Source organism: Acidocella sp. (assembly GCF_028687955.1).
Classification (GTDB): Bacteria; Pseudomonadota; Alphaproteobacteria; order Acetobacterales; family Acetobacteraceae; genus Acidocella.
This window is the reverse complement of sequence record NZ_JAQTZC010000006.1, coordinates 20,979-40,820: the sequence shown is the minus strand read 5'-3', so window position 1 is coordinate 40,820 and position 19,842 is coordinate 20,979. Positions and strand designations below refer to the sequence as shown.

The following is a 19,842-nucleotide window of genomic DNA, read 5'->3' as shown; positions in this document are numbered from 1 at the left end:
TAACCGCCCCGCGCCGTCCGATTTCTTAAAATCCGCCCGTTTCATAATGCGCAAACCCGGCGGAACGCCACGAAAAAGGCTGAACCGCTTGTGCGATTCAGCCTTCAACCAATCAATCACATAGCTGCGGCGCTTATGCCCGCAGCGCCTTCACCATGGTGCTGCCCAGCGCCGCCGGGCTGTCGGCGACAAAAATGCCGGCCTCCTGCATGGCGGCGATTTTCGCCTGGGCGGTATCCTTGCCGCCTGAGATCACCGCGCCAGCATGGCCCATGCGGCGGCCCGGAGGTGCGGTCACCCCTGCGATGAAGCCCACAACCGGCTTCTTGATCTTGTGGTGGGCGAGGAACGCAGCCGCGTCGATCTCGGAAGGGCCGCCGATTTCGCCGATCATGATGATCGCCTGGGTCTCGTCGTCATGCAGGAACAGGTCCAGCACCTCGATGAAATCCATGCCCTTCACCGGGTCACCGCCGATGCCAACGCAGGTGGACTGGCCAAGCCCGGCGGCGGTGGTCTGCGCCACGGCCTCATAGGTCAGCGTGCCGGAGCGCGAGACGATGCCAATTGAGCCGCGCTTGTGGATGTGGCCGGGCATGATGCCGATCTTGCATTCATCCGGGGTGATGACGCCGGGGCAGTTCGGTCCCACGAGGCGCGAGTTGGAGCCGCAAAGCGCGCGCTTCACCTTCACCATGTCGAGCACCGGAATGCCCTCGGTGATGCACACGATCAGCTCGATCCCGGCGTCGATCGCCTCAAGGATGGAATCGGCCGCGAACGGCGGCGGCACATAAATCGCCGAGGCATTGGCGCCGGTCTTGGCGCGCGCTTCGCCCACGGTGTTGAACACCGGCAGGTCGAGATGCTTGTTGCCGCCCTTGCCCGGCGTCACGCCGCCGACAACCTGCGTGCCATACGCCAGCGCTTGCTCGGAGTGGAACGTGCCCTGCGCGCCGGTGAAGCCCTGGGTGATGACTTTGGTGTTTTTATTGACGAGAATGGCCATTACGCGGCTTCCTTCACGGCTTTGACGATTTTTTCAGCAGCATCGGCGAGGTTGTCCGCCGGGATGATCGGCAGGCCGGATTTGGCCATGATATCCTTGCCAAGCTGCACATTGGTGCCTTCCAGGCGCACCACCAGCGGCACGGAGAGCGAAACCTCCCGCGCGGCGGCGATCACGCCCTCGGCGATGACATCGCAGCGCATGATGCCGCCAAAAATGTTGACCAGAATGCCCTCCACGTTCGGGTCCGAGAGAATGATCTTGAACGCCGCCGTCACGCGCTCCTTGGTCGCGCCGCCGCCAACGTCCAAAAAGTTCGCCGGCTCCGCGCCGTAGAGCTTGATGATGTCCATGGTCGCCATCGCCAGCCCGGCGCCGTTCACCATGCAGCCGATGTTCCCGTCCAGCGCCACGTAAGAGAGGCTGTGCTTGTTGGCTTCCAGCTCCTTGGCGTCTTCCTCGGATTCGTCGCGCAGCTTCTCAATCTCGGGATGGCGGTAGAGCGCGTTGTCGTCAAAGCTCACCTTGGCATCCAGCGCGATGATTTCGCCAGCGCCGGTCACCACCAGCGGGTTGATTTCCATGATCGCCGCATCCAGCGCGACGAACGCCTCATAGATCGCGCTCACGAACTTGGTGAACGTGCCGACCTGCTTGCCTTCCAGGCCCAGGCCGAAGGCCAGCTTGCGGGCGTGGAAACCGGAAATCCCGGCGGCTGGGTCAACCGGGGCGCGCAGAATCTTCTCGGGGTGGTGCTCGGCCACTTCCTCGATCTCCATGCCGCCCTCGGTGGAGGCGATGATCACAATCTCGGAGACCGAACGGTCGATCAGCAGGGAGAGATACAGCTCACGCTTGATATCGCAACCAGCTTCCACATAAACGCGGCGCACCAGGCGGCCGCCCGGACCGGTCTGCTTGGTGATCAGCGTGTGGCCGATCATCGCGGCGGCGGCTTCGCGCACTTCGTCAAGCGATTTGGCCAGGCGCACGCCGCCCTTGCCGTTGGGGTCATCCTTGAACTTGCCAGCCCCGCGCCCACCGGCATGGATCTGGGATTTTACCACATACACCGGCCCGGGAAGCTTTTTCGCGGCTTCCACGGCTTCTTCCGGCGTCCAGGCGACATGCCCGCCCAACACTGCGACGCCATAGGCTTTCAGCAGTTCCTTGCCTTGATATTCATGTATATTCATTTGAAGTCGGCCTACCCTGTTTTCTGGAGTTAAAAAGGCGTCGCCGGGGGTGCTACTCCAATCATCAGCCCCCGGCAAGAAGCATTGCTGCGCTGCAGGAGTTTCACGATTGCAGGGGGAAAGCCCGGCGGCATCTCCCCGTTGGTCAAGTCAGATGTGGCAGTTTCAAATATTCCTCGCTCTGCATTTCCTCCAGGCGGGAGGCGGTGCGCTCAAATATCGCAGCGCCTTCGCCGGAACGGTACAAATCATCGGGCCGCGCGGCGGCGGTGGCGTAGAGTTTCACCCGGTGTTCATAGAGCGCGTCGATCAGCGTCACGAAGCGCCGCGCCTCATCGAAATTATCTGGCGATAGCCTGGGAATCCCGTCGATCAGTATGTTGTGATAATGCGTCGCCAGGGCCAGATAATCGCCCGGCCCGAGCGGCACGCCGCAAAGCGCATGGAAGTCGAACCGCGCCGTCTGCGCCCCGGCCAGCGGTACGGCCAGGGTGCGTCCGGTTACGACGATACGCTCCGCCTTTGGCGCCGCCCCGGCGGTGAGTTCACTGAAAATCCGGTCCAACGCCGCGTCCGCCCTTGTGTTGGCTGGTACATACCAGCACGCCAGCCCATGCAGCCGCTCGCGCCGGTAGTCGCGCTCGGCGTCCAGCACCAGCACATCCAGCTTTTTCTTGATCATCGCGATGAACGGCAAAAACGCATCGCGCCCCGGCTTGCCCTTGTATAAGTCATCCGGGAGCGTGTTGGAGGTGGCGACGACCACCACCAGCCGGGCGAACAGCGCCTCGAACAGCCGGCCCAGGATCATCGCGTCCACAATGTCATGCACCTGGAATTCGTCGAAGCAGAGCAAGGTGGCTTCCTCGGCGATCTCATCGGCCAGGGCGGGAATCGGGTCGGCGATGTTGGGATTGCCGCGCTTGATGGCATGGAAGCGCCGGTGTGCGTCCTGCATGAATTCGTGGAAATGGATGCGTTTTTTGCGCGGCACGTCGGCCGCCTCGAAGAACAAATCCATCAGCATGGATTTGCCGCGCCCAACCTCGCCCACGATATACAGCCCGTTGGGATGGTCCTGCACCTCATCCACCTGCTTGCGGTGGAGCAACCGGCCCACCCAGCCGTTGGGTGGCTTCTTCGGATACGGGTTATAGCCGCGTAGCTTCGCCCATAAATCCTGCAGCCGCTCGGCCGCGCTGGCCTGCGCGGGGTCGGAGACGATCATTCCGGCGGCGACGTGGGCGCGGTACGCGGGGATGACGCCGGGAGCGGAGTAGGAGACGCTGGACATGCTAGGCACCCCCGTTACTCCTGGGGCTTGTGCAGCGCAACAACCATAAAGCTTGGTTGCATTGCGCGTGGGGTTAGGCAATAATCCAGTGGCGACGCGCGCAATCATTTGTCATGCGCCTCACGCGCCCGCTGTGCATTGACGCGCGGCCCTGGCTTGAATACGCATTTGCTTATGGATGTTCTCGATTTCGAGGGTTTGCGCGCGGCGCCGGTCGCCGCCAGCCCGTTTCCCCACATCGTGCTGCCGCGTTTCGTGAAGCCGCAGGCGCTGGCCGCCGTGTTCGCGGCCCTGCCGCCGATGAAGGGGCGTGGCAGCTTCCCCATCGGCGCGCTGAAGCTGGGGCCGGCCGCCCGCGCCGCCATTGCGGGGCTGGAGGGTGAAGAGTTCCGCGCCATCATCGCCGGGAAATTCGGGCTGGACCTTAAGAGCGCCCCGTTGATGACCACCCTGCGCGGCAATTCCGGCGCGCAGGACGGCCAGATTCACACCGATTCCACAGCCAAGCGCGTCACCATCCTGCTCTATCTCAATCCCGCCAGCGGCGAGGCCTGGTCCCGCCAGGAAGGCTGCCTGCGCCTGCTGCGCAATGGCACGGATCTGGAAAACTACGCCGCCGAAATTCCCCCGGTGGACGGCACCCTGCTGGTTTTCCCCAACAGCCCCACCGCCTTCCACGGTCACAAACAATTTATCGGCCAGCGCTATGTGGTGCAGATGAACTACATGACCACCAGCGCCAAGGCGAAGGCCGAGATGCGCCGCCACCATCTCTCGGCGTTCATCAAGCGCCTCACCCAGCCGCTTCAGCTTTAAGGGGTCAGGCCGCAGACAAATCTCCGCCCATGGCACCCGCACCGCATCCCCCTCCTGGCGCTGCCTGTCTGCAGGAAATTGAAGCCGCATTAGCTGTTCCGCCGGGACGAAAACCCAGCTACTGTGGGCAAAATGATAAGTGATCTGCCAAATATCCTCACCCTCTCGCGCATCGGCGCTATTCCTTTGCTCGTGCTCTTTGTCGCCATCGGCGCGCCCTGGGCGGATTTTCTGGCCGCCCTGGTGTTTCTCATCGCGGCGGTGACCGATTATCTTGATGGCCGGCTGGCCCGCGAAATGGCCCAGCTGTCGGATTTCGGCCGCATGCTCGATCCGATCGCCGACAAACTGCTGATCGGCGCGACGCTGATGGCGCTGGTCGGCTTTGGCCACCTGCCGGGTTGGGGCATCTACCCCGCCATCGTCATCATGCTGCGCGAAATCCTGGTTAGCGGCTTGCGCGAATATCTGGCCGAGTTACGCATCGGCCTGCCGGTGACGCGCTTGGCCAAATGGAAAACCGGCGTGCAGATGGTGGCGCTCGGCCTGCTGCTGCTGGGGAGCGGCGGCGCGCGGATCATCGGGCTCGGCTGGCTGCCGATGGCCTGGATCGGCGGCACCTTATTGTGGATGGCCGCGGTCCTCACCCTTGTCACCGGCTGGGATTACCTCACCGCCGGGCTGCGCCACGTCAGCGCGCCCCGCTCCGGCGTTTGAACAGGCGCGCATTTCCTCCGGGCGCCGGTTCGGCTAAACACGGGCGCAAGTGCATGGGAGTCATGGTTTTGCGGCATCGTCTGGTTCTGGGTCTGGTATTGTTGTTGTCCGGTTGCGCGAGCGAGCGCCATTTCGCAGCGGATTCCTTGTGGCCGTTCGGCAATCCGAATGCGCCCAGGGTGGCGAGCGAAACCGCCCAGCGTTCCCTGGGCAAAAGCCCCGCTGTCACGCCGATTGCGCCGCAGGCGGGCGATGTCTGGCCCGGCCCGGTGCAACCGATGCCGACGTTGAGTGACATCCAGAAAAACGCGAATCTGCCGCTCGGCCAGTCCTACACGCCCTCGCTGCCCTCGCCCTACCCGCCCGGGCAGGGGCCGGCGCCAGGCTCCACCGGCACAGCCGGCGGCACCCTGTACGCGGTTCCTGCGGGGGCGACGCCACAAGTGGTGCCCTCCGCCAGCAGCGGCAATTAAAATGAAGCTGCTTTATTTTGCCTGGGTACGGGAAAAATAGGGCAGACCGAGGAAAATCTGCCCCTGCCGGAAGGCGTCTCCACAGTGGACGGTCTCATTTCCTGGCCGCGCGCGCTCGCCTGGCCATGCCGCCGCTTTCGCTGACCCCAGGCTGATCCGCTGCGCGATCGGCCAGGAATTCGCAGGCATGGCCCTCCTCGCCAGCTTCACCGGCATCGTGCGCGCCAGCCATGGCGGCAGCCCGCAAATCGCCGCCCGCGGCGGGCTGGGATGAATGGACTCTCTGGCAAAGGTTTGCCCCGCCCGGCGGGTCGGCTATAGACGCCTCCATGAACCTGAAAGATCACATTCGCGGCATCCCTGATTTCCCCAAGCCGGGAATTCTTTTCTATGACATCTCAACCCTGCTGCGTCATGCCGATGCCTGGCAGGTGGCCATGGGCCGGATGGCCAACGTGGTGCGGGCGTATCATCCCACCGTGCTGGCCGGGGTGGAGAGCCGCGGCTTTCTGCTGGCCGCGCCGCTGGCGCTCAAGCTGGGCTGCGGCTTTATCATGCTGCGCAAGCGCGGCAAGCTGCCTGGTGAGACCGTGGGGCTGGACTACGATCTGGAATACGGAACCGACCGGATCGAAATTCAGGCCGATGCCGTGACGCCAGGCGCGAAGGTGGTGGTGGTCGACGACCTGCTGGCCACGGGCGGCACCATGGCTGCTGGCATTAAACTGTTGCAGAACGTCGGCGCCGAGGTTGTTGCCGCGGCCGCGCTGATCGAGCTGACCTTCCTGAATGGCCGCAAGAAGTTAGACGTTCCCTTCGAAGCGCTTGTTCAGTACGACGATTGAGCCTGCCATTAATTGGCCACGAATTAGGCGCGACGTGCCGTTTGACCGAAAGAGGGTGGTAGTCTGAATGAATCGCCGGCAGCTTGTGCGCGGATTGGCTTTGGCATCCCTGGTGCCGTTTGGTGCGGGGCGCGCGCGGGCCTTGTCGGCCCTCACATTGCTGGTGGCCGGGCCGGACGGCCAGCAGACCAGCCGCTGGGGCAAGGCCTGTGCGCTGGCGATGGAGTCCGGCTTTCCCGGCGCGCCCGCCATCGCCACCCAGGCGGTCGGCGGGCTGGATGGCGTCACCGGCGCCAACCGGCTGGACGCGCTGGTTGTCCCCGACGGTAAAACCGCGGCCATTTTGCCGGGAGCGGCGATGACCGCCTGGCTCACCAGCGATTCGCGTGTGCATTTTGACCCCACGCGCTGGGTGCCGCTGATGGCCGGGGCCAACTCCGGTGTGCTGGTGGCGCGCCTGCCCGCCGGCGCACCGCCGGATTTAAACACCCTGCAATCCATGGCCCCTTTGAAACTGGCGGCCGACCAGCCCGAGAGCAATGATCTCGCCGCGCTGCTCGCCCTGGCCCGGCTTGGCGTCTCCACGGTCCCGGTGTTCGGCCTGCGCAGCACGGATGCCAAAATCAGCGCCTTCATTGCCGGGGAGGTGGATGCGGTGTTCCTCTGCGGCGAGGGGGTGCCTGAGGATATTGCCCCCCTAACTGCCGGCGGCGGCGTACCGGTGTTCAGCCTGGGCCTGCAAAACGCTGACGGCAGCATCAGCCCCGACCCGGCATTCCCCAACCTGCCCGACGCCACGGCCCTCGGCCCCAGCATCACCCCCTTTCTGGACACCTCCTACCGCGCCGCCGCCTGCGCCGCGCGGCTGGATTTCATCATGGTGCTGCCGCGGCTGACTGACCCGAGCCTCATCGCGCAATGGCGCCAGGCCGCCAGCGCGGCCACCGCCGCCCCGGCCCTGGTTGCCGCCGCCAGCGCCAGCTCCATTACCCTGGAATCGGCCCCCGCGGTCATCGCGAGTCTTACCGCCGTCAACCTCGCACCCACCGACCAAGTGGATATGCTGTCGTTCCTGACCAAGAATTTCGGCTGGCAGCCGGGCTGATTTGGCAAAGCCGGCCAAATCCTTCGTCTGTTCGGCCTGCGGCAGTGTGTTCCCCAAATGGGGTGGGCGCTGCGAGGCCTGCGGCGCCTGGAACACGCTGGAGGAGCAGGCTGCCATTCCGGCGCTGCCCGGCGGCCTCAAAGCCACCGGCAACGCGCGCGGCAAAAAGATCGAATTCGTCGGCCTTTCGGGTACCACGCCGCCGCCGCCGCGCGTGCCCACCACCATCGCGGAGTTTGACCGTGTGCTCGGCGGCGGGTTGGTCCCGGCCTCGGTCGTGCTGGTCGGCGGCGATCCCGGCATCGGCAAATCCACCTTATTATTACAGGCGGGTGCCGCGTTGGGCCGCGCGGGCAGCCAGGTCATCTACATCTCGGGCGAGGAATCGGTGGACCAGATCCGCATGCGCGCCGCGCGCCTTGGCCTCACCGATGCGCCGATGCACCTCGCCGCCACCACCCAGCTGGGGGACATTCTGGCCAGCCTCGCCCAGTTCCCCGATGCCGCGCTGGTCGTCATCGACTCCATTCAGACCATGTGGACCGAAAGCGTGGACTCCGCCCCCGGCAGCGTCACCCAGGTCCGCGCGGCGGCGTTCGAGCTCATCCGCGCCGCCAAATCCCAGGGCTTCGCGCTTATGCTGGTCGGCCACGTCACCAAGGAGGGCAACCTCGCCGGCCCGCGCGTGCTGGAGCACATGGTCGATGTCGTGCTCCATTTCGAAGGCGACCGAGGCCACCAGTTCCGCATCCTGCGCGGTGTAAAAAACCGTTTTGGCGCCACTGACGAAATCGGCGTCTTCGAGATGACAGGCGGCGGCCTCGCCCAGGTGCTCAACCCCTCGGCTTTGTTCCTGGCGGAGCGCCGGGGCAATGTCTCCGGCAGCGCGGTGTTCGCCGGGCTGGAGGGCTCGCGCCCGGTGCTGGTGGAAATCCAGGTCCTGCTCGCGCCTAATCCTGGCGGTTCGCCCCGCCGCTCCGTCATCGGCTGGGATTCGGGGCGGCTGTCGATGCTGCTGGCGGTTCTGGAGTCGCGTTGCGGCTTAAAATTGGCGATGAACGATGTGTACCTTAACGTCGCCGGCGGCCTGCGCGTCACCGAACCAGCGGCGGACATGGCGGTGGCCGCCGCCCTCATCTCCGCCGCCTCCGATGTTCCAACCGACCCCTCCATGGTCTTCTTCGGCGAAATCGGCCTCTCCGGCGAGCTGCGCCAGGTTGCACAGGCGGATCTGCGCCTGAAGGAAGCCGCCAAACTCGGCTTCGCCCAGGCCGCGGCGCCCAAGCGCGTGGCGGGCGGGGCGGCGCGCATCGCCATTCCCTCCAGCCTCAAGCTGCTGGAGATCGGCCATCTCACGGATCTTGTTGGCATCGCCACATCAGGGGTAAAACGTGCCGCACCCAAGACCAAGAACAAGGAGCTGGAATGACCTGGATTGATGCCGCGGCCCTGGTGATTGTGATTCTCTCCGCGGCGTTCTCCATGGTGCGCGGTTTTGTGCGCGAGGCCCTGGGCATTGCCGCGTGGATCGGCGCCGCCTTCGCGGCAGTGAAATTCTACTCCCTGGTGCAGCCCGAAATGGCGAGCATCCTGCCCAAAAACCTGGTTGACTATGGCTCGATGGCGCTGGTTTTCCTCGTGGTGCTCATCGTGCTGAGCCTGATCAGCGCGCTGATCGGCGGCTATGTACGAGATTCCGCCCTCTCCGGGCTGGACAGCAGCCTCGGCCTGGTGTTCGGCGCGGTGCGCGGCGCGCTCGTTGTCTGCCTGGCTTATATCGCGCTTTCCGTCGGCGTCGCGCCCGAGCAATGGCCTGCCCCGGTGAACAACGCCCGTTTTCTGCCAATGGCCTATCAGGGGGCCACGGCGCTGGTTTCGCTGCTGCCCAAGCAATACCAGCCGAAGGTGGACCCGCTGCCAGGCAAGCCCGCGCCCAGCGCCGGAAGCCTGATGCAGCAGCCGGTCGCGGGCAGCGCGCTGAGCGCGCATTGACAAAGCGGGGGAGAGCAATGCGCATGCTCTTCTCGACATCGGACTGTCACAAGGCTAGTTGAGGCGCGAGCGATTTAGAGTGGGGGTAGAGGCTACCGTGATCGATGATGACAAGCCTCATGAGGAGTGCGGCGTATTTGGTGCTTGGAACGTCACTGATTCAGCGGCGATAACGGCGCTTGGCCTGCATGCGTTGCAGCATCGCGGGCAGGAGGCAACCGGCATCGTCACGCATGATGGCGTGCGCTTCCATTCGCATAAGGGCCTGGGCCTTGTGGGCGACAATTACGGCGACACGAAAACCATGGCCGGCCTGCCGGGCACGCGTGCCATCGGCCATAATCGCTACGCCACAACGGGCGAGACCGTGCTGCGCAACGTGCAGCCGCTGTTCGCCGAGTTTGAATTCGGCGGTTTCGCTGTCGGCCATAACGGTAACCTCACCAACGCGCACACCCTGCGTAAGGCGCTCACCCGCCGCGGCTGCCTGTTCCAGTCCACCATGGACTCTGAGGTCTTCATCCACCTCATCGCCATTAGCCTCTACGCCAGCGTGGTTGACCGCCTGATCGACGCGATCAAGCAGGTCATCGGCGCCTATTCGCTGGTTGCGCTCACCGATGAACACCTGATCGGCGTGCGCGACCCGCTGGGCGTGCGCCCGCTCATCCTTGGCCGTGTGCATGGCGCGGATGGCAACGCCGGCTGGATTCTCGCCTCCGAGACCTGCGCGCTCGATATTGTCGGCGCTGACTTCATCCGTGACATCGAGCCAGGCGAAATCGTGCTGATCGACGATTCTGGCGTGCGCAGCATCAAGCCCTTCGCGCCGCAGAGCCCGCGCTTCTGCGTATTCGAATACATTTATTTCGCCCGACCGGATTCCGTGATGGAGGGCACCTCCGTCTACAACGCCCGCAAGCTCATTGGCGCGCAATTGGCCAAGGAAGCTCCGGCCGAGGCGGATGTCATCGTCCCCGTGCCCGATTCCGGGGTGCCCGCCGCCATGGGCTTCGCCGAAGCCAGCGGGGTTGCCTTCGAATTGGGCATCATCCGCAACCATTACGTCGGCCGCACCTTCATCGAGCCGACCGACCAGATCCGCCATCTTGGCGTGCGCCTGAAACATTCGGCCAACCGCGCGATCTTAGAGGGCAAGCGCGTCGTGTTGGTGGATGATTCCATCGTGCGCGGCACCACCAGCCAGAAAATCGTCGAGATGGTCCGCGCTGCCGGGGCCGCCGAGGTCCATATGCGCATTGCCGGCCCGCCGACCGCCTATTCCTGCTTCTACGGCATTGATACGCCCGAGCGCAGCAAGCTCCTTGCCGCGCGCAACAGCATCGAGGAGATGGCGAAGCTGATCGGCGTTGACAGCCTGGCCTTCATCTCCATTGACGGCCTCTACCGCGCCCTGGGTAAATCTGGCCGTGACCCCAAAAACCCCGCCTTTTGCGATGCCTGCTTCACCGGCGACTACCCGATCGCCCTCACCGACCACATCGAGCCGCGTGATGAACAATTGACCCTGCTTGCCGAGCTGAGCTGAATGGACGATGCCGCCGCCTATCTCTGGGTTGCCATAGGTGGCGCTCTTGGCAGCGTGGCGCGCTTCGCCTTGGGCAACGCCATGGTCATGCTCACCGGCCCCGCCTTTCCCTGGGGCACGCTGCTCATTAATGTCATCGGCTCCTTCGTCATCAGCTTTTTCGGCATGCTCACCGGCAGCGGAGACCGATTCGCCCTGCCATATGAGGCGCGGGTCTTCGTCACGGTCGGCATTTGCGGTGGATTCACTACATTCTCATCATTCAGCCTGCAGAGCGTGGACCTCATCCGCGCCGGCCAGCCCGGCCGCGCCGGGCTCTATGCCGCCGCCTCCTTGATTCTCTGTCTTGCGGCTTCCGGCCTGGGCTTTTTGTCAGCGGCAGCACTCAATAACAACGCTGGCCCCGCGCATTCCCTCTAGCCGGATGGCAGGCAATCGGTAGACAGCGCCGCGCCGTAAGAGATTAAATTTCAGACGGAATTTGTGTTATTTCAGCAACAGGAATGTTGCAAAACGAATATACGCCTTCTTTTGACTGGCCGGGTGACCGGATCGGCATGTAGATTGCCATTTCGTTGTGACGAGATGGCGCAAAATCAGGTTTTCCCCTGAATGAGAGGCGTTTCGGGCTACGTTTTAGGCATTTTAGCGCAACTACTGCGCAAACAGGAGGCATAATGATTACCATGCGTCGGCAACTTCTGGGACTGGGCTTCGTCGCCGCGTCCTCGCTTTTCGCTCTTCATGCAGCTCAGGCCATGAGCGGCCCCACGGCGATCACGATTGACGGTGGCCCGCTCGGCTCGCTCGCGCTCAGCGGCGGCGTTGACGGCTATGGCTATTACCTGGGCGAGACCAACAACAACGGCAACATGCCGGGCACCAACAAGGACATCGGCGCCAACGTTGCCAACGGCCTGGTCCAGTTGCAGAAGACCTCAGGCGTCCTGCAGTTCACGGTTGAAGTCGGCTCCAACGGCGGCGCCGTTACCCTCGGCACCGCCCCGACCCAGACCAGCATCAGCAACTTCTCCACCGGCCCGCTCTATGCCGGTTATGTCACCGTCGCGCCCACCGGCTCGCCTTTCACGGTCTCCGTCGGCCAGATGGCCTCGCTTGAAGGCTACGAATCTGCCATTGACTGGAATAATGCCAATCAGTTCACCACCGGCATCTTCTATGTTGAAAACGCCCAGGATCGTGGCGTGCAGCTCAATTATTCGCAGGGTCCGGTCTCGGCCTCCGTGCAGCTGGGCGATGGTTACGACACCGGCGTGTTCAACTTCCTGCAGGCTCTGGCCAGCTATTCGTTCAATTCCAACAACATGCTCAGCGTCTATTACGCCGGCAACCTGGGCCGCACCGGCCTGAATGCCCATACCTATGCCGGCACCGGCAACTACAACACCACCTCTGTTGGTGCCTACGGCTCCGAGTTTGATAACTCGCAGATGGTCGGCGCCTACTACAGCTACACCATCGGCAACCTGAACGTGGTGCCCGAAGTGCAGTACCAGATCGCCAAAGCTGACGCGCAGCTTGGCCAGAATAAGGCGACCAGCAATTTCGGCGCCGCTGTGTTCGGGGACTACTCTTTCGCCAACACCCCCTACTCGCTGGGCGGCTGGGTTGAATACTTCACCTCGCACACCTCCAGCCTCGACAACAGCAACTGGTTCATTGCGCCGGATGCCGAAGCCGTTGGCTTCTCGGCAAGCCCGACTTGGCAGTATAAGGACCTGTTCGCCCGTGCGGACGTTGGTTACCTCTATCTGCTCAACCGCACCGAGCCTAACGGCACCAAGACCGGTTTTGGCAGCAACGCCAACAGCCGCGGCATTTTCCAGAGCACTCTGGAAGCCGGCCTGTTGTTCTAAAAATCCGCTACGTTTAACGGCAATGCGGCCGGACCTTCGGGTCCGGCCGTTTTTGTTTGGGCTATAAAGGCAGCCGCGCCGTCCGCTTCACCGTGCGCAGTGTGAGCGTTGATTGCACCCGGCTCACCCCCGGGACGCTGGTCAGCACCTCCGAGTGCAGCCGCTCCAGATCCGCCATGTCCCGGAAAATCACCCGCAACAGATAATCCGACTGCCCGGCCAGCAGATAACATTCCTGAATCTGCGGCACGAGATTCACCTTCGCCTCGAAGGCGTCCAGCTTCTTGCGGTCCTGCCCGTCCAGCGTGATGAATACATAGGCGGTCCCCGGATACCCCGCCGCCCTCTGGTCGAGTACCAGATGCGTCCCAGCCACCAGATCCCCCTGCATCAGCAAATGCAGCCGCCTTAAACAGGCCGAGGGCGATAAATTCACCTTTTCCGCCAGCTCCGCGTTGGAGAGCCGGCCATCACCCTGCAAGGCGTTCAGAATCTGCACATCCCGCACATCGATTTCATTCATTGATATAAACTTCGAATAAATGGTTATTTATTTGAATATATCACCATCTATGCCCTAAAATACATAATAAATTCGTGAAAAATTTCACAAAACCCCGCTATTATTCACCTTAGCGGCCGAAACCTCGGCTGGTTTGGAAACGGGAGAAACTGTCTCATGCGTATCGGTGTACCGGCTGAAATCAAAGACCATGAAGACCGTGTCGGCCTCGTGCCCGCCTCGGTGCGTGAACTCACCCATCGCGGCCATGAAGTCGCGGTCGAAGCCGGGGCCGGGCACGGCATCGGCGTTTCTGACGCTGACTACGAGGCCGCTGGCGCCAAAATCGTCGCCCGAGCTGATGATATCTGGGCCAAATCCGAAATGGTCATCAAGGTGAAGGAGCCTTTGTCCGCCGAGCGTAAAAAGCTGCGCCCCGGCCAGGTTCTGTTCACCTATCTCCACCTCGCTCCGGACCCGGAACAAACCAGGGACCTGCTGGCCTCCGGCGCCACCTGCATCGCCTATGAGACCGTCACCAGCCCCACCGGCGCGCTGCCGCTGCTCACCCCGATGTCCGAAGTCGCCGGCCGCATGGCCGTGCAGGTGGGCGCGCATTACATGGAAAACGCCACCGGCGGGCGCGGCATGCTGCTCGGCGGCGTCCCCGGTGTGGCTCCGGCTGAGGTGTTGATCCTCGGCGGCGGCGTCTCCGGCGCGAATGCCGCCCTCATCGCCATCGGCATGGGCGCTGATGTCACCGTGGTGGACCGCAACACCGATGTCCTGCGCCGCCTCGTCGCTCAGCACGGCACCCGCATCAAAACCGTGTTCTCCACCCAGCACGCGATCGCCACCCATATCGCCACGGCGGATCTCGTCATCGGCACGGTGCTGATCCCTGGCGCCGCCGCGCCCAAGCTGGTCACCCGCGCGCTGCTGCAAACCATGAAGAAGGGCGCGGTCATCGTTGATGTCGCGATCGACCAGGGCGGCTGTACCGAAACCTCGCGTGCCACCACCCATTCCGACCCCACCTATGTGGTTGATGGCGTGATTCACTATTGCGTCGCCAACATGCCCGGCGGCGTCGCCCGCACCTCCACCTTCGCGCTCAATAACGCGACTTTGCCCTTCGCCCTGGCGCTGGCCGATAAAGGCTGGAAAGAGGCCCTGAAGGACGATCGTCACCTGCGCGATGGCCTCAACGTCCACGCCGGCAAAGTTACCCACCCGGCGGTCGCCGCCGCGTTGGGCTACACCTGCGAGCCGGTGGAAAACGCGCTGGCCTGAATTGCGCCCCACTTGCGGCGGGGGGCTGTCCCCGCCGTTCGCGCCGCCCTCACCTCGCTGGCCATGCCCAATTCCTCCAGGGCATGGCGCGGGGTGTTATGCGTTTCGTGCATGCGTGAAATGTTTCTGAGGGGGCTTTTTCCGGTCAAAACACGCGCCTACCCGATAGGATAGAATGCCGTGAGAGCATGAGTAAGCGCTAAGCAGCCCGGAAGGCCAGTTCCATCATGGCGGACTACGGCTGGTGTTGGAGGAATGGGACTTGCTGCCGACCGATATCAAAGATCCCGGCTATTTCCACAAAGTGGTGGATTGCCAGTACGCCTGTCCGGCCCATACGCCGGTCCCCGAATATATCCGTCTGATCGCCGCCGGCCGCTATGGCGATGCGTATATGGTCAACTGGAAATCCAACGTATTTCCGGGCATTCTGGGCCGGACATGTGACCGCCCCTGCGAGCCTGCCTGCCGCCGCGGGCGGGTTGAGGAGCAGCCGGTGGCCATCTGCCGGCTCAAGCGCGTCGCCGCTGACTATAAAGGCGGCATCGCGGAGCGCATGCCATCCCCCGCCGCCGCAAAAAACGGTAAGCGCATCGCGGTGGTTGGCGCCGGGCCATCCTCGCTCACGGTGGCGCGCGATCTCGCCCCCCTTGGCTATGAGATCACCATTTTTGATGAAAACGAGAAGGGCGGCGGCATGGTCCGCACGCAGATCCCCAAATTCCGCCTGCCTGAGGAGGTCATCGACGAAGAAGTCGGCTATGTCCTGCGCCTGGGGGTTGAAACCCGCTTCGGCGCCCGCGTGAACAGCCTCAAATCCCTGCTTGACGACGGTTACGACGCCGTATTCATCGGCACCGGCGCCCCGCGCGGGCGCGATCTCGCCATCCCCGGCCGCCAGGAAGCCGCCGCCAACATCCATCTGGGGATCGACTGGCTCTCCTCGGTCTCTTTCGGTCATGTCACCAGCATCGGCAAGCGGGTCATCGTGCTCGGCGGCGGCAACACGGCGATGGACTGCTGCCGTTCCGCGCGGCGCATGGGCGGCACCGACGTGAAGGTCGTCGTCCGCTCCGGCTTCAAGGAAATGAAGGCCAGCCCGTGGGAAAAAGAAGATGCGATGCGTGAGGACATTCCTATCCTCAACTTCATGGTGCCCAAGGAATTCACCCATGAGAACAACCGCCTCACCGGCGTCGTGTTCGAGACCGTGCACGCCGTCTACGACGATAAAGGCCGCCGCCAGCTGGTGAACAATGGCGAGCCGGATGTGCATATGCCATGCGATGACGTTCTGCTCGCCGTCGGCCAGGAGAACGCCTTCCCCTGGATCGAGCGCGACATCGGCATCGCCTTTGACCGCTGGGGCATGCCGGTGGTGGACGAGACCACCCACCGCTCCACCAACGAGAAAGTCTTTTTTGGCGGTGACGCCGCATTCGGCCCCAAAAACATCATCTGGGCCGTCGCCCACGGCCACCAGGCGGCGATCTCTATTGATCGTCTCTGCCAGGGCCGCGCGGTTGAGGACCGTCCAGCCCCGGCCGTGAGCATGGCCAGCCAGAAAATGGGCATCCACGAGTGGAGCTACGACAACGAGGTCTCCAACGACCACCGCTTCGCTGTTCCCCATGCCGAAAAAACCGTGGCGCTGGCCAATATCAAAACCGAGGTCGAGCTTGGCTTTGACCTTAAGCAGGCCCTCGCCGAAGCCCAGCGCTGCCTCAATTGCGATGTGCAGACCGTCTTCTCCGCCCCCGCCTGCATCGAATGCGATGCCTGTGTCGACATCTGCCCGGAGGATTGCATCACCTTCACCGCCGATGGCGAGGAGGCCGATCTGCGCGGCCACCTCAATGCCCCGGCGCGCAACCTCAGCCAGGATCTCTACATCGCGGACGGCCTGAAGACCGGGCGCATCATGGTCAAGGATGAGGATGTCTGTCTGCACTGCGGCATGTGTGCCGAGCGTTGCCCAACCGGTGCCTGGGACATGCAACGTTTTCTCTTCGATATGGCACAGGCGGGAACAGCATGCTCCAAGTCGTAAAACCGGTTGACGGCCTCGTCCGCGTCAACGATTTCGTCGTCAAATTCGCCAACGTCAACGGCTCCGGCTCCGCCAGCGCCAACCAGATGTTCGGCAAGGCCATCCTGCGCATGGGCGTCCCCGCGGCCACGCGCAACATCTTCCCCTCCAACATCCAGGGCCTGCCGACGTGGTATGAAATCCGCGTCTCCGAGGCCGGCTATCTGGGCGCGCGCGAGGGCACCGATTTCATGGTTGCGATGAATCCGCAAACCTGGGACCAGGACATCGCCTCCATCCTTCCCGGCGGCTATCTGTTCTACGATTCCAGCCGCGTGGTGCCCGAGAGCCGCCTGCGTAACGACATCGTCATCATCGGCATGCCGCTCACCGAGCTGTGCAACCGTGTTTATACTGACCCGCGCCAGCGCCAGCTCTTCAAGAACATCATCTATGTCGGCGCCATCGCGGCTCTGCTGGATATCGAGATCGAGGTGCTGGAAGCCCTCATCGCCGAGCAGTTCAAGGCCAAGGAAAAGCTGATCTCCGCCAATATCCAGGCGCTGCACATGGGGCGGGACTACGCGCAAACCAACCTGCAATGCCCCATCGGCCTGCGTGTGCGCCGTTCCACCGCCGTGGGCGATCGTATCGCCATCGAGGGCAACGCCGCCGCCGGCCTCGGTGCGGTTTATGGCGGCGCCACGGTCGCGGCCTGGTATCCCATCACCCCCTCCACCTCGCTGGTCGAGGGGTTCCAGAAATACTGCACCCGTTTCCGCGTCGATAAGCAAACCGGCGCGCATAACTTCGCCATCGTGCAGGCCGAGGACGAACTCTCCTCCATCGGCATGGTCATCGGCGCCTCCTGGAACGGCGCGCGCGCCTTCACCGCCACCTCCGGCCCCGGCATTTCGCTGATGCAAGAATTCTTTGGCCTGGCCTATTTCGCCGAAATCCCCGCCGTCATCTTCGATGTCCAGCGCGCCGGCCCCTCCACGGGCATGCCCACCCGCACCCAGCAATGTGACATTCTGGCCTGCGCCTATGCCTCGCATGGCGATACCAAACACGTCCTGCTCTTCCCTGAAGACCCCTATGAGTGCTTCACCTTCGGCGCCCAGGCGTTTGACCTTGCCGAGCGCCTGCAAACCCCTGTTTTCGTTCTGCTTGATCTCGACATCGGCATGAACGAGCGCCTCACGCGCCCGCTCGTCTGGGATGACTCCAAAAAGATGGATCGCGGCAAGGTGATGACCGCGCAAGAGCTTGAAGCCGGCAAGGAGTTCGGCCGCTACCTCGATGCCGATGGCGACGGCATCACCTACCGCACCTATCCCGGCACCCATCCCACCCGCGGCTCTTTCTTCACCCGCGGCACCTCGAAGGACCGTTACGCCCGCTACACCGAAGCCGGCGCGGCCTATGAGGACAACATGCAGCGCCTGCTGCGCAAATTCGCCACCGCCGCCACGCTTGTTCCCGCCCCCGTGGTCCGCCCGGCATCCCGGCCCACCAAACTCGGCGCCATCTATTACGGCTCCACCACCCCCGCCATGCTCGAAGCGGCTGACCTGCTGGCCGCCGATGGCATCGAGCTGGATCTGATGCGCGTGCGCGCCTTCCCCTTCAGCGATGTGGTCAACGGCTTCATCGAGGCCCATGAGAAAGTTTTCGTCGTCGAACAGAACCGTGACGCGCAGTTGCGTACCCTGCTGGTCAACGAGCTGGAAATAGACCCCGCCCGCCTGCCCAAAATCCTGCATTACGATGGCTCGCCGGTTACCGCGCGCCAGATCGCCGGAAAAATCAAAGGCCACGCTGCGCTCACGGCCCGGTCTTTCGAGAGGAGCGCGTCATGAGCTTTCTGCCCAAACCCAAGCTGCACCACCCCGGCCTGCTCCCCAACGCACTGGGCTACACGCGGCGCGACTATGAGGGCGCGATCTCAACCCTCTGCGCCGGCTGCGGCCATGATTCCATCTCGGCGGCCATCGTCCACGCCTGCTTCCAGATGGATCTGCCGCCCCACCGCATCGCCAAGCTTTCAGGCATCGGCTGCTCCTCCAAAACGCCGACCTATTTTCTCGGCAGCTCCCATGGCTTCAACTCCGTGCACGGGCGCATGCCCTCTGTCCTCACCGGCGCCAACCTCGCCAACCGGGACCTGATCTATCTGGGTGTTTCGGGTGACGGTGACTCCGCCTCCATCGGCCTTGGCCAGTTCGCCCATTCCATGCGCCGCGGCGTCAACATGGTCTATATCGTCGAGAACAACGGCGTATATGGCCTCACCAAGGGCCAGTTCTCCGCCACGGCGGACAAAGGCGCCAAGAGCAAGCGCGGCGTCGCCAACAACGACGAGGCGATCGACCTAGTCAGCATGGCCATCCAGCTCGGCGCCAGCTTCGTCGGCCGCAGCTTCTCGGGTGACAAGGCCCAGCTCATACCGCTGATCCAGGCCGCTCTGGCGCACCCCGGCGCCGCCTTCATTGACTGCATCTCCCCCTGCGTCACCTTCAACAACCACCAGGGCTCCACCAAAAGCTTCGACTATGTGCGCGAGCACAACGAGGCGGTGAATATGCTGGATGTCATCACCGGCCGCGATGAGATCACCGTCGACTACGCCCCCGGCGCGGTTGAGATCGTCGAGCAGCATGACGGCTCCCTGCTGCGTCTGCGCAAGCTCGCGGGTGATTATGATGTCAGCAGCCGCGCCGAGGCGTTGAACTTCCTGCAACACCACCATGCCAAGGGTGAAATCGTCACCGGGTTGCTCTATCTCGACCCCGAGCCCGAGGAGATGCACAGCCACCTCAAAACCGCGGCCACCCCGCTCAACGCCCTGGACGAGACGGATCTCTGCCCCGGCTCGGCGGCGCTGGAGGCGCTGAACGCCACCCTGCGCTGACCCCTCTCGCCACCGGCATGGGCGGTTTTTTGCCATTTTTCTCTCCCGCGCCGGGATTTTATGGTCCTTTGTAAAAATATTTTTATGCCCCGGGCCTGAAGCCCCGCGCCCCCCGCCCCGCCGTGGTTGGAAGAGTTTTGCATCCCGCTCCCTGATGTTGGGAGCAAATTTCTTCCAGCTCCCCCGGGAGAGAGAGAATATCGGTTCATTCTTTTCAGCCTTGTTTCATCA

The 19,842-nt window shown here is 63.3% G+C and carries 19 protein-coding genes; 14 read left to right on the top strand and 5 right to left on the bottom strand.

The genetic code is table 11. The features are described 5' to 3' along the window. Window positions 1-133 precede the first annotated feature (133 nt). The 3 genes from sucD to zapE all read right to left on the bottom strand — a co-directional run bounded on the left by sucD (window position 134) and on the right by zapE (window position 3,499). A complete protein-coding gene (sucD, locus tag PHE40_RS01560) occupies window positions 134-1,009 on the bottom strand; it encodes a succinate--CoA ligase subunit alpha (protein ID WP_299957025.1) in 876 nt (291 codons plus the stop codon). Beyond that, on the bottom strand, window positions 1,009-2,205 hold the full coding sequence (gene sucC, locus PHE40_RS01555) for an ADP-forming succinate--CoA ligase subunit beta (RefSeq protein WP_299957023.1): 1,197 nt from the start codon (window positions 2,203-2,205) through the stop codon (window positions 1,009-1,011). The genes sucD and sucC overlap by 1 nt, the downstream gene beginning before the upstream one ends. Window positions 2,206-2,350: 145 nt before the next feature. After that, on the bottom strand, window positions 2,351-3,499 hold the full coding sequence (gene zapE / locus PHE40_RS01550; protein WP_299957021.1) for a cell division protein ZapE: 1,149 nt from the start codon (window positions 3,497-3,499) through the stop codon (window positions 2,351-2,353). Between the two features lie 174 nt (window positions 3,500-3,673). Here zapE and PHE40_RS01545 point away from each other — a divergent pair, with 174 nt between their 5' ends. The 10 genes from PHE40_RS01545 (at window position 3,674) to PHE40_RS01500 (ending at window position 12,873) form a co-directional block, all read left to right on the top strand. Beyond that, window positions 3,674-4,315 carry a 2OG-Fe(II) oxygenase gene (locus PHE40_RS01545; RefSeq protein WP_299957019.1) on the top strand — a complete coding sequence of 214 codons (642 nt, stop codon included), beginning with the start codon at window positions 3,674-3,676 and terminating at the stop codon, window positions 4,313-4,315. 132 nt (window positions 4,316-4,447) lie between these two features. Beyond that, window positions 4,448-5,032 (top strand): CDP-diacylglycerol--glycerol-3-phosphate 3-phosphatidyltransferase, encoded by a 585-nt coding sequence (gene pgsA, locus PHE40_RS01540; protein ID WP_299957016.1) that lies wholly within the window; start codon window positions 4,448-4,450, stop codon window positions 5,030-5,032. A 53-nt stretch (window positions 5,033-5,085) separates the two neighbouring features. Further along, the gene (locus PHE40_RS01535; protein ID WP_299957013.1) at window positions 5,086-5,505 is read left to right on the top strand and encodes a hypothetical protein; all 420 of its coding nucleotides are present in this window, start codon (window positions 5,086-5,088) and stop codon (window positions 5,503-5,505) included. 329 nt (window positions 5,506-5,834) lie between these two features. After that, on the top strand, window positions 5,835-6,350 hold the full coding sequence (locus tag PHE40_RS01530) for an adenine phosphoribosyltransferase (RefSeq protein ID WP_299957011.1): 516 nt from the start codon (window positions 5,835-5,837) through the stop codon (window positions 6,348-6,350). Between the two features lie 67 nt (window positions 6,351-6,417). Continuing rightward, on the top strand, window positions 6,418-7,455 hold the full coding sequence (locus tag PHE40_RS01525) for a hypothetical protein (RefSeq protein WP_299957008.1): 1,038 nt from the start codon (window positions 6,418-6,420) through the stop codon (window positions 7,453-7,455). Window position 7,456: 1 nt separating this feature from the next. After that, on the top strand, window positions 7,457-8,884 hold the full coding sequence (gene radA, locus PHE40_RS01520) for a DNA repair protein RadA (protein ID WP_299957006.1): 1,428 nt from the start codon (window positions 7,457-7,459) through the stop codon (window positions 8,882-8,884). After that, window positions 8,881-9,447 carry a CvpA family protein gene (locus PHE40_RS01515; protein ID WP_299957002.1) on the top strand — a complete coding sequence of 189 codons (567 nt, stop codon included), beginning with the start codon at window positions 8,881-8,883 and terminating at the stop codon, window positions 9,445-9,447. Before radA ends, PHE40_RS01515 begins: the two co-directional genes overlap by 4 nt. Before the next feature lie 97 nt (window positions 9,448-9,544). Continuing rightward, a complete protein-coding gene (gene purF, locus PHE40_RS01510; protein WP_299957000.1) occupies window positions 9,545-10,996 on the top strand; it encodes an amidophosphoribosyltransferase in 1,452 nt (483 codons plus the stop codon). Beyond that, window positions 10,997-11,416 (top strand): fluoride efflux transporter CrcB, encoded by a 420-nt coding sequence (crcB, locus tag PHE40_RS01505; protein WP_299956998.1) that lies wholly within the window; start codon window positions 10,997-10,999, stop codon window positions 11,414-11,416. It begins immediately after the preceding gene. 257 nt (window positions 11,417-11,673) lie between these two features. After that, the gene (locus tag PHE40_RS01500; protein ID WP_299956995.1) at window positions 11,674-12,873 is read left to right on the top strand and encodes an outer membrane beta-barrel protein; all 1,200 of its coding nucleotides are present in this window, start codon (window positions 11,674-11,676) and stop codon (window positions 12,871-12,873) included. A gap of 61 nt (window positions 12,874-12,934) precedes the next feature. Here PHE40_RS01500 and PHE40_RS01495 read toward each other — a convergent pair whose 3' ends face one another. Next, the gene (locus tag PHE40_RS01495; protein ID WP_299956993.1) at window positions 12,935-13,396 is read right to left on the bottom strand and encodes an Lrp/AsnC family transcriptional regulator; all 462 of its coding nucleotides are present in this window, start codon (window positions 13,394-13,396) and stop codon (window positions 12,935-12,937) included. 156 nt (window positions 13,397-13,552) lie between these two features. Between PHE40_RS01495 and ald the strand changes: the two genes are divergently transcribed. After that, window positions 13,553-14,668 carry an alanine dehydrogenase gene (gene ald / locus PHE40_RS01490; RefSeq protein WP_299956990.1) on the top strand — a complete coding sequence of 372 codons (1,116 nt, stop codon included), beginning with the start codon at window positions 13,553-13,555 and terminating at the stop codon, window positions 14,666-14,668. On the opposite strand, the gene PHE40_RS01485 is transcribed toward ald, so the two are convergent. Continuing rightward, window positions 14,632-14,781, bottom strand: coding sequence for a hypothetical protein (locus tag PHE40_RS01485; protein WP_299956987.1), 150 nt, complete (start codon window positions 14,779-14,781; stop codon window positions 14,632-14,634). The two genes, ald and PHE40_RS01485, sit on opposite strands and share 37 nt — an antisense overlap. Window positions 14,782-14,930: 149 nt before the next feature. On the opposite strand from PHE40_RS01485, the gene PHE40_RS01480 reads away from it, so the two are divergent. The 3 genes from PHE40_RS01480 to PHE40_RS01470 are packed head-to-tail and all read left to right on the top strand — an operon-like array spanning window position 14,931 to window position 19,611. Next, window positions 14,931-16,718 (top strand): FAD-dependent oxidoreductase, encoded by a 1,788-nt coding sequence (locus tag PHE40_RS01480; RefSeq protein WP_299956985.1) that lies wholly within the window; start codon window positions 14,931-14,933, stop codon window positions 16,716-16,718. After that, window positions 16,703-18,559, top strand: a complete 1,857-nt coding sequence (locus tag PHE40_RS01475) for a 2-oxoacid:acceptor oxidoreductase subunit alpha (RefSeq protein WP_299956983.1) — start codon at window positions 16,703-16,705, stop codon at window positions 18,557-18,559. Before PHE40_RS01480 ends, PHE40_RS01475 begins: the two co-directional genes overlap by 16 nt. Beyond that, window positions 18,556-19,611, top strand: coding sequence for a 2-oxoacid:ferredoxin oxidoreductase subunit beta (locus tag PHE40_RS01470; protein WP_299956980.1), 1,056 nt, complete (start codon window positions 18,556-18,558; stop codon window positions 19,609-19,611). The genes PHE40_RS01475 and PHE40_RS01470 overlap by 4 nt, the downstream gene beginning before the upstream one ends. The last annotated feature ends 231 nt before the right edge of the window (window positions 19,612-19,842 follow it).

Excerpts from the sequence above, each read along its gene's own strand:
- sucD (WP_299957025.1), bottom strand. The coding sequence starts at position 1,009 with ATGGCCATTCTCGTCAATAAAAACACCAAAGTCATCACCCAGGGCTTC.
- PHE40_RS01475 (WP_299956983.1), top strand. The coding sequence starts at position 16,703 with ATGCTCCAAGTCGTAAAACCGGTTGACGGCCTCGTCCGCGTCAACGAT.
- PHE40_RS01500 (WP_299956995.1), top strand. The coding sequence starts at position 11,674 with ATGATTACCATGCGTCGGCAACTTCTGGGACTGGGCTTCGTCGCCGCG.
- ald (WP_299956990.1), top strand. The coding sequence starts at position 13,553 with ATGCGTATCGGTGTACCGGCTGAAATCAAAGACCATGAAGACCGTGTC.
- crcB (WP_299956998.1), top strand. The coding sequence starts at position 10,997 with ATGGACGATGCCGCCGCCTATCTCTGGGTTGCCATAGGTGGCGCTCTT.
- PHE40_RS01485 (WP_299956987.1), bottom strand. The coding sequence starts at position 14,781 with ATGCACGAAACGCATAACACCCCGCGCCATGCCCTGGAGGAATTGGGC.
- zapE (WP_299957021.1), bottom strand. The coding sequence starts at position 3,499 with ATGTCCAGCGTCTCCTACTCCGCTCCCGGCGTCATCCCCGCGTACCGC.
- PHE40_RS01535 (WP_299957013.1), top strand. The coding sequence starts at position 5,086 with ATGGGAGTCATGGTTTTGCGGCATCGTCTGGTTCTGGGTCTGGTATTG.
- PHE40_RS01515 (WP_299957002.1), top strand. The coding sequence starts at position 8,881 with ATGACCTGGATTGATGCCGCGGCCCTGGTGATTGTGATTCTCTCCGCG.
- PHE40_RS01525 (WP_299957008.1), top strand. The coding sequence starts at position 6,418 with ATGAATCGCCGGCAGCTTGTGCGCGGATTGGCTTTGGCATCCCTGGTG.
- PHE40_RS01545 (WP_299957019.1), top strand. The coding sequence starts at position 3,674 with ATGGATGTTCTCGATTTCGAGGGTTTGCGCGCGGCGCCGGTCGCCGCC.
- PHE40_RS01530 (WP_299957011.1), top strand. The coding sequence starts at position 5,835 with ATGAACCTGAAAGATCACATTCGCGGCATCCCTGATTTCCCCAAGCCG.
- PHE40_RS01495 (WP_299956993.1), bottom strand. The coding sequence starts at position 13,396 with ATGAATGAAATCGATGTGCGGGATGTGCAGATTCTGAACGCCTTGCAG.
- pgsA (WP_299957016.1), top strand. The coding sequence starts at position 4,448 with ATGATAAGTGATCTGCCAAATATCCTCACCCTCTCGCGCATCGGCGCT.
- sucC (WP_299957023.1), bottom strand. The coding sequence starts at position 2,205 with ATGAATATACATGAATATCAAGGCAAGGAACTGCTGAAAGCCTATGGC.
- PHE40_RS01470 (WP_299956980.1), top strand. The coding sequence starts at position 18,556 with ATGAGCTTTCTGCCCAAACCCAAGCTGCACCACCCCGGCCTGCTCCCC.